This is a genomic window from Acrocarpospora corrugata (assembly GCF_009687845.1).
Taxonomy (GTDB): Bacteria; Actinomycetota; Actinomycetes; order Streptosporangiales; family Streptosporangiaceae; genus Acrocarpospora; species Acrocarpospora corrugata.
Genome location: NZ_BLAD01000002.1, coordinates 1 through 1,794, shown reverse-complemented (window position 1 = coordinate 1,794; position 1,794 = coordinate 1). Strand labels below are relative to the sequence as shown.

Below are 1,794 nucleotides of genomic sequence, written 5' to 3'. Positions count from 1 at the left end.
TGGGTGGCCTTGGAAGTGTGGCTGGACCCGTTGTCCATGACCAGATAGACGGTCAGGTGCGGGGCGATTGTCTGGTCAAGGCGGGTCAGGAAGGCGATAAAGGGGTGCGAACCGAATACGCCGGAAAGGGGCCGCGGCCGGGCGTAACCGCTGGTCGGGATTAGGTCTGTATCCATGGCTATGGACATGGTTAAGGTGTTCTCGTCCAAGCGGTTGATCTTGCTGGGGTGTCACGTTGGCGTCGATCGATCGCACGGCCTACCCGCGGTTCAAGCGCGGGGTGGCGATGCGAGAGCTTGCCGAGGCATTCACGCCCACGCCCGAAGAGATCGCGTGGGCACATGGCAAGACGCAGAGCGGACAGCACCTGCTCGCCCTGGTGGTCCGGCTGAAGTGTTACCAGCGGCTGGGGTATTTCGCGAAGCTCGCCGATGTTCCGGCTGCGGTGGTCGATCATGTGCGCGGTGTGCTGGAGCTGCCGGACGCGGTCGTCGCGGAAACCGATGCCGATCGCACGGCCAAGCGGCACCGGCAGTTCGTGCGTGAGCGTCTGGGCGTGAAGTATGAGGCGGTGCGGGTGCGGGCGGTGGCCGAGCAGGCCATTCGTTCGGCGGTGCAGACCAAGGACAACCCGGCAGATCTGATCAACGTGGCGCTGGAGGAGCTTGTCCGGCAGCACTGTGAGTTGCCGGGCTACACGACATTGGATGCGATGGCCGCCAGCATCCGCGCTGAGGTCAACGGCGGGTTCTTCGCGATGGTGGCGTCCCGGCCGGACCGGGCCGAGCGGGCGCGGCTGGAACGAATGCTGGTGGTGGAGCCGGCGTCCCGGCGCAGCGAATTCGACCGCATCAAGACGCCGGCACAGGCACCCACCCTGAGCAAGTTCAAGGAACGGCTGGCGCACCTGCAGGCGTTGGATGCGATCGGTTCGAGCGAGCGGTGGCTGGCTGGCGTACCGCCGGGCAAAGTCGCTCACTTCGCCGGTGAGGCCCGTGTCGCCAACGTTGACGACATGCGCAAGACCGGCGATGCCAAGCGGGTGACGTTACTGATCAGCTTGGTGCACCAGCAGCGTGTGGAAGCCCGTGATGAGGTGGTGACCATGTTTTGCAAGCGCATGGCCGCCTTGCATAAGAAGGGCCGCGAACGGCTGGAGGAGTTGCGCGAGGCCTACCGTGCGGAGTCCGAGCGGCTGATCGGAGTGTTCGGCGAGGTCTTGGCCGGAGCCCGGGAAGCCACCGCTGCGGCCGAACCCGGTCAGGGCACCACACCGGCTGCGGGTGACCTGGGTGCGGGGGCCGACGTCGCTGAAGAGGTCGCCGAACGCGCTGGCCGGCTGCTGCTCAAGACGCTGGAGACCGCCGGCGGGCTGGAGGAGTCGTCCTTGGCGCACGAGGCGGTCTCAGCCTATCACGGCAATAACTACCTGCCGCTGCTGGACGGCTTCTACCGCTCGCACCGCCCGGCGTTGTTCACGCTGGTCGACGCCCTGAAGATGACCTCGACCACGGCCGATCGTAGCGTGCTGGACGCGGTGGAGTTCATCCGTGCCAACCGGGACCGGCGCAGTGAGTGGATCCCGCAGACGACGGTGCATACCCGTGAGGGACAGCAGGTCACGCTCACCATCGACGTGGACGCGTTCGCCACCATGGCCTGGCGCAAGGTGCTGCGGCACAGGGACCGGCCGGGGATGCTCGCGCGACGCCACTTGGAGGCGTGCGTGTTCTCTCACCTGGCCGCCGAGCTACGATCCGGAGACGTCGCGGTGACCGGGTCAGACTCCTACGC

Annotated in this window: 2 protein-coding genes; one reads left to right on the top strand and one right to left on the bottom strand. The window is 66.5% G+C overall.

Annotation, left to right across the window (positions count from 1 at the left end):
* Nucleotides 1–209, bottom strand: a 209-nt coding sequence (locus Acor_RS00020) for a hypothetical protein (RefSeq protein WP_218034030.1), incomplete at its 3' end; no start/stop codon positions are given.
* 26 nt (nt 210–235) lie between these two features.
* Here Acor_RS00020 and Acor_RS00015 point away from each other — a divergent pair.
* Nucleotides 236–1,794: DUF4158 domain-containing protein (locus tag Acor_RS00015; RefSeq protein WP_246238311.1), on the top strand; the 1,559-nt coding region annotated here is incomplete at its 3' end.